The following is a 6,971-nucleotide window of genomic DNA, read 5'->3' as shown; positions in this document are numbered from 1 at the left end:
AAAGGGGACTGATTTATTTACAACGCTCCACCGTAAATGAATCTGTCCCCGTTCAGCGCCCCCGTTCAGCGCCAGGTTTAACGAGCTGCCACGCTCGTACCTCAACCCCGCCCACTGGCGGGGCTTTTTTTGCCGTTTGAAAAGCACTCATTCACGGCAACAAGTTCCTACAGTATTCGGTCGCGCTGCCGATAGCTGATCATGCACAAACACCAGCCGCTAAACCCTCACCCCGACAATCCGACCAATTACCTCCAGTAAATCAACCGTCTGCCGACAGATTTATAGCACTAAGCCATCGCGCTCACTTGTCAGCCCGTGCGCCATGATGCAACCTTGCGGCACGCGACTTAAAGACGGGCTCCTTGCCCGCGCGACAGCACCCTGAAAGCGAGTTCCTTCCATGAAAAGCCAACCTGATGCTGCCGGAAGACCGGCGGCCGAGGTCGTGACGCAACTACCGGTGCCCTCGCGGCTCGGCATGCTGCGTTTCGAGCGGCTGAATGAACCCAGCTGGGCCATGCTTTACCTGGACCCGAACTGCGAAAAGCACTTCAGCATGCCTGCCGTCGAACTCTGCGCGCTGGTGGGTACGCCTTACGCCAGTCTCATGGAGCCCGAAGCCCGCTATCAATTGCACGACGCCGTGCAGATGCAGCTGGCGGGCAGCGCCCATTACCTGATCCGCTACACCCTGCACACGACGCGCGGCCCGTTGGGTCTGGTGGAGATTGGTGAAGGGTACAAGCAACACAATCGGCATCTGCTGCGAGGTTACCTGATGGTGGTCGATGGGCAGGTCGAGCCCGGCGAACTGATCATCAGCCCCGATCTGGAGGTACAGAACTCCCGCCTTCAGATCGCGCTGGAACTCAATCAACGGGCCCAGCACGAACAGTTGCTGCATCTGGAGCGGGTCCGCGCGCAGCAAAGCCTGATCCTGCGCCTGGCGCGCCATCGTTACAGTTCGAACAATTCGCTGCAGGAAGCGGCGGAGCTGATCACCAAAAGCGCCTGCGAGATCTACAACATCTCCTGCGCCAGCCTGTGGAACCTCAACGGCAAAACCCTTGAGCCGATTGCCGAGTATCGCCGCGATACCAGCACATTCCCCAAGACTGGCGCGATCGATATCAGCGAATTTCCCAGCTATCTGGACGTGCTGCACACCAGCCGCGCCATCGACGTCAACGATGTCGAGCGGGACCCGCGCACGCGCGAGCTGGTTCAGCGACTGCGAACCCAGGACATCACCGCCATTCTTGACGCTGCTGTGCGCATCGATGGCCAGGTGGTGGGCGTGCTGTGCCTCGAGCAAACCGGTATGCCACGGGAATGGCAGTCCGATGAGATTGCTTTTGCCGGTGAGCTCGCCGATCAGTTTGCCCATGCGATCAACAACCACAACCGTCGCACCGCCACCAGCGCCCTGCACCTGTTTCAGCGTGCCGTGGAGCAGAGCGCCAATGCGTTTTTGCTGGTCAATCGGGACGGCGTGGTCGAGTACGTCAACCCGAGCTTCACCGAGATCACTCAATACCCCGCCGAGGAAGTCCACGGACAGCAACTCTCGGAGCTGCCGGCGCTGGAGAATCTCAGCACGCTGCTGCTCGATGCGAACTCCAGCCTGGTCAACGGAAACAGCTGGCAGGGCGAGTTCAAGAGCCGACGCAAAAACCTGGAACCGTACTGGGGCCAGCTGTCGATTTCCAAGGTGTACGGGGATAACCGCGAGCTGACCCATTACATCGGCATCTACGAAGACATCACTCAGGCCAAGCTCTCCCAACAGCGGATCGAGCGCCTGGCGTACACCGACAATCTGACCAGTCTGGGCAACCGTCCGGCGTTCATCCGCACCCTGGACGAGCACTTTGCCCGCGACGTCGAAACGCCGATCAGTCTTTTGCTGGTGGACATCGACAACTTCAAGCGCATCAACGATAGCCTCGGCCACCAGACCGGCGACAAGTTGCTGATCAGCCTGGCTCGCCGCCTGCGCAACAGCCTGAGCCCGACCGGCATTCTGGCGCGCTTCGCCAGTAACGAATTCGCTGTACTGCTCGACGACACCAGTCCCGAAGAAGGCCAACGCGTTGCCAGCCAAGTGCTGAGCACGCTGGACAAGCCGATGTTCGTCGACAATCAGTTGATCAGCGTGACCGGCTCCGTCGGACTCGCCTGCGCCCCCATCCATGGCCGCGACCCGCAGACGCTGATGAAGAACGCCGGCCTGGCGCTGCACAAGGCCAAGGCCAACGGCAAGCATCAGGTGCAGGTGTTCACTGAAGCGCTGAACGCCGAAGCAAGCTACAAGCTGTTCGTCGAGAACAACCTGCGCCGCGCGCTGACGCAGAACGAACTGGAAGTCTTCTACCAGCCGAAACTGTGCTTGCGCAGCGGCCGCTTGTTGGGCATGGAAGCGCTGTTGCGCTGGAATCATCCGGAAAAAGGCATGATCCGCCCGGACCAGTTCATCAGCGTCGCCGAAGAGACCGGCCTGATCATCCCGATCGGCAAATGGGTCGCGCGTCAGTCCTGCCGCATGAGCAAGCAACTGACTGCTGCCGGCTACGGCAAGCTGCATGTGGCCATAAACGTCTCACCGAAGCAGTTTTCCGATCCGGAGCTGGTCTCGTCGCTGGCCAGCATTCTGCGTGACGAACAGCTCGACCCGTCCCTGCTGGAACTGGAACTGACTGAGGGCTTGCTGCTGGAAGCGACCGAGGACACGCGATTGCAACTTGAGTCGCTGAAAACCTTGGGCCTAACCTTGGCGATGGATGATTTCGGTACGGGTTATTCGTCGTTCAGTTACCTGAAGAAATTCCCCATCGACGTGATCAAGATCGACCGCAGCTTCATTCGGGACATCCCGGATGATCAGGACGATATGGAAATCACCTCGGCGGTCATCGCCATGGCCCACAACCTCAAGTTGACCGTGGTCGCCGAAGGCATCGAGACGGCGGAACAACTGGCGTTCCTGCGTCGTCATCGTTGCGATGTGGGTCAGGGCTATCTGTTCGACAAACCGATTCCTGGCGAAGAGCTGATCGAGAAGCTGCGTCGCTACCCGCGTGGCCCACTGGCCTGACCCCCCTTCCCCGCATCACACCAGTGCGGCACACTTGCCGCCCTGCATTTGCATCAGCCGATTCTGACCCCATATACGGTTTTCACTGACAACGCATGTTGGTTGTCCTGCCCCAGAGAGGATGTGCCTCATGGTCTTGCGCTCGGAAATTCTTGTGAATAAAAACGCTCTCCCCACCGCTCAGCAGGCACTGCCAGGGCGCGAAACTCCCATGGCCCTGCCCGAAACCCATTTCGTCAACGGCACTCCTTTGCTTGGGCCGTTCTTCAACGACGTTGAGTTCGCGATCTTCGGTTTGGGCTGCTTCTGGGGGGCTGAACGGCGCTTCTGGCAGCAAGAGGGTGTGGTCAGCACCGTCGTGGGCTACGCGGGCGGCTTCACGCCGAACCCGACGTACGAAGAAGTCTGCTCGGGGCTGACAGGCCACTCCGAAGTGGTCCTCGTGGTGTACGAACCTGCGAAGGTCAGCTATGAGCAACTGCTGGCGATGTTCTGGGAATTGCACAACCCGACACAGGGCATGCGTCAGGGCAATGATATCGGCACGCAATACCGCTCGGTGATCTACGCGACAACGCCTGAGCAACTGCAGGCGGCAAAAGCCAGCGCTGAGGTGTATCAGGCCGAGCTGAGCAAGGCCGGCCTGGGGGAAATCACCACCGAGATCGACCAGGCGCCCACCGTGTACTTCGCCGAGGCCTATCACCAGCAATACCTGGCGAAAAACCCCCAGGGCTACTGCGGTATTGGCGGCACCGGCGTCTGCATGCCGCCGAGTCTGGCGGGGAACTGAGCCAAAACCGCTGACATCCATGACACCGCGCGTAACCATTGTAGGACCGGCTTTAGCCGGGAAGACGCCGGATGTCACGCCGCAAATTTGATGGCGTTTATACCGGCCTCTTCCCGGCTGAAGCCGGTCCTACTGATCGATCGCGTATTCCTTGTAGGACTGGCTTTAGCCGGGAAGGCGTCGGTTGTCACGCCGCGGAATTGAAGGTGTTGCCACTGGCCTATTCCCGGCTGAAGCCGGTCCTACTGACACCGAGCGTAACCCTTGTAGGACTGGCTTTAGCCGGGAAGGTGTCGGTCGTCACGCTGCAGAATTGAGGGTGCTGCAACTGGCCTCTTCCCGGCTGAAGCCGGTCCTACTGAACATCACCGGCCGCCAGAAATCTTCTGACAATCACTCGCCATCCTTGAATCCGCTTTCTGCCTTTATTGTTTGCCCTCACACGAAGAGGAGCAATGGAATGCAGGAACTCAAACATGCTCGGTCTCTGCGCATCGGTCGAGCCTCCCAGCCAGGGAACGTCTATCTCGTGACCTCTGTGGTCAAGAATCGCCTGCCTATATTCAGTGATATTCAGATAGCTCGCAGGGTCGTCGCGGAAATGGAGCACCTGCATTCCTCAGACCTTGTGCACTCGATGGCGTGGGTAGTTATGCCCGACCATCTGCATTGGCTGTTCGAGCTCAAATCAGGATTGCTGCCCACGCTCATGCAAGCACTGAAGGGTAGAAGTGCCTTCGCAGTGAACAAGGCTCACGGCACAAAAACACTCACATGGCAGAAGGGTTATCACGATCACGGGGTCAGGGCCGAAGAGGACCTCGTCGAGATGGCTCGCTATGTCGTGAATAACCCAATACGGGCAGGTCTGGTCAGGCAGAGGGAGGACTATCCATTGTGGGGTTGTGAATGGGTGCTCGAGTAGGACTGGCTTTAGCCGGGAAGGCGTCGGTTGTCACGCCGCAGAATTGAGGTTGTTGCAACTGGCCTCTTCCCGGCTGAAGCCGGTTCTACTGACAGATCGCGTTTCCCTTGTAGGACTGGCTTTAGCCGGGAAGGTGTCGGCTGTCACGCCGCGGAATTGAAGGTGTTGCCACTGGCCTCCTCCCGGCTGAAGCCGGTCCTACTGACACCGCGCGTTTCCCTTGTAGGACTGGCTTTAGCCGGGAAGACGCCGGTCGTCACGCCGCAGAACTGAGGCTGCTGCCACTGGCCTATTCCCGGCTGAAGCCGGTCCTACTGACACCGCGCGTAACCCTTGTAGGACTGGCTTTAGCCGGGAAGACGTCGGTCGTCACGCCGCAGAATTGAGGGCGCTGCAACCGGCCTCTTCCCGGCTGAAGCCGGTCCTACGGACACCGCGCGTAACCCTTGTAGGACTGGCTTCAGCCGGGAAGGCGTCGGCTGTCACGCCGCGGAATTGAAGGTGTTGCCACTGGCCCCTCCCGGCTGAAGCCGGTCCTACTGACACCGCGCGTAACCCTTGTAGGACTGGCTTTAGCCGGGAAGACGTCGGTCGTCACGCTGCAGAACTGAGGGTGTTGCCACTGGCCTATTCCCGGCTGAAGCCGGTCCTACTGACACCGCGCGTAACCCTTGTAGGACTGGCTTTAGCCGGGAAGGTGTCGGTCGTCACGCTGCAGAATTGAGGGTGCTGCAACTGGCCTCTTCCCGGCTGAAGCCGGTCCTACTGACACCGCGCGTAACCATCGTAGGACTGGCTTCAGCCGGGAAGGTGTCGGCTGTCACGTCGCGGAATTGAAGGTGCTGCACCCGGCCTCTTCCCGGCTGAAGCCGGTCCTACTGACACCGCGCGTAACCCTTGTAGGACTGGCTTTAGCCGGGAAGGCGTCGGTCGTCACGCCGCAGAATTGAGGGAGGTGCCACTGGCCTCTTCCCGGCTGAAGCCGGTCCTACTGACACCGCGCGTAACCCTTGTAGGACTGGCTTTAGCCGGGAAGACGTCGGCTGTCACGCCGCGGAATTGAAGGTGTTGCAACTGGCCCCTTCCCGGCTGAAGCCGGTCCTACTAACACCGCGCGTAACCCTGGTAGGACTGGCTTTAGCCGGGAAGAGGCCAGCCGTCACGCCGTGGAAATCAGGAGTGGTTACTCCGCAATCAGCCAATCCATCTTCCAGTCACCCTGGGTCTGGCCAAGCTTCTTCGCCAGCCATGGCATCAACTCGCGCAGCTCCTCTTCCAGCCCCCAAGGCGGATTGGCGATTGCCAGGCCGGAGCCGTTGAGGCTGTTGGGCGTGTCCAGCGGATGCACGAACAACTCGACCCGCAGCAGCTTCGGCGCGCCGGTTTCGGCCAGGTCCTGATAGAAGCGCTTGAGCGCGCGCTGGTCCTTGATCGGGTACCAGATGGCGGCGACGGTCTGGCGCATCCGTGCGATGGTTTCCTTGAGGGCGACGGAGCAGCGCTTCATCTCGTCGAGCTGCTCGAACGGGGGATCGATCAGCATCACCGCGCGCTTCTCGTGAACCGGCAACAACGCGCGGGGCACGTGCCAGCCTTCGCCCAGGTGCACGGCGACACGGCGGTCGTATTTCATGTTGTCTTTGAGCAGCGCGCCGTCTTCCGGGTGTTTTTCGTTAAGCAGCACGCGGTCCTGCTCGCGGGTCACGCGGCGGGCCAGTTCGGGAGAGCCCGGGTAATAACGCAGTTCACCGGTCTTGCGGTTCATGTGGCGGATCGCGTCGATGTAACCGGCCGCCATGTCAGGCACGTCATCGGCATCCCAGAGACGACCTATGCCTTCGATCCACTCGCCGGTGCGCGTGGCCTGATCACCCTGCAAGTCATACAGGCCGATGCCTGCGTGGGTGTCGAGGTAAGCGAGTGGCTGCTCCTTGCGCGACATGAGTGCGATCAAGCGAGTCAGAACGATGTGTTTGAAAACGTCGGCGTGGTTGCCGGCGTGGAAGGCGTGGCGGTAGTTCATGGCGGCTCCTGGAAGGCTGCGGAGTTTAGCAAAACAGCTGAAGCTGCGCAGACCGCTCATGCCCTGACAACCGGAGGAGCCCGAACGACAGGCAAAAAAATCCCCGGTTAAGCCGTTACAAAACCGGGGTGAG

4 protein-coding genes are annotated in these 6,971 nt (G+C 60.2%); 3 read left to right on the top strand and 1 reads right to left on the bottom strand.

Features of this window, described 5'->3' with window-relative positions; translation table 11 throughout:
• Nucleotides 1-403: 403 nt before the first annotated feature.
• The 3 genes from SLW75_RS25935 to SLW75_RS25925 all read left to right on the top strand — a co-directional run bounded on the left by SLW75_RS25935 (nt 404) and on the right by SLW75_RS25925 (nt 4,815).
• Nucleotides 404-3,097, top strand: a complete 2,694-nt coding sequence (locus SLW75_RS25935) for a putative bifunctional diguanylate cyclase/phosphodiesterase (RefSeq protein WP_065987861.1) — start codon at nt 404-406, stop codon at nt 3,095-3,097.
• 130 nt (nt 3,098-3,227) lie between these two features.
• Nucleotides 3,228-3,890 carry a peptide-methionine (S)-S-oxide reductase MsrA gene (msrA, locus tag SLW75_RS25930; protein WP_369319072.1) on the top strand — a complete coding sequence of 221 codons (663 nt, stop codon included), beginning with the start codon at nt 3,228-3,230 and terminating at the stop codon, nt 3,888-3,890.
• A 460-nt stretch (nt 3,891-4,350) separates the two neighbouring features.
• Nucleotides 4,351-4,815 (top strand): REP-associated tyrosine transposase, encoded by a 465-nt coding sequence (locus SLW75_RS25925; protein WP_065987863.1) that lies wholly within the window; start codon nt 4,351-4,353, stop codon nt 4,813-4,815.
• Nucleotides 4,816-5,998: 1,183 nt separating this feature from the next.
• On the opposite strand, the gene SLW75_RS25920 is transcribed toward SLW75_RS25925, so the two are convergent.
• Nucleotides 5,999-6,838, bottom strand: coding sequence for a 23S rRNA (adenine(2030)-N(6))-methyltransferase RlmJ (locus SLW75_RS25920; protein ID WP_192130972.1), 840 nt, complete (start codon nt 6,836-6,838; stop codon nt 5,999-6,001).
• Nucleotides 6,839-6,971 lie beyond the last annotated feature (133 nt).

Source organism: Pseudomonas sp. W5-01, from assembly GCF_046540435.1.
Lineage (GTDB): Bacteria > Pseudomonadota > Gammaproteobacteria > Pseudomonadales > Pseudomonadaceae > Aquipseudomonas > Aquipseudomonas graminis_B.
Note: the sequence above shows the minus strand (reverse complement) of the source record. Positions and strands in the feature narration are given on the sequence as shown.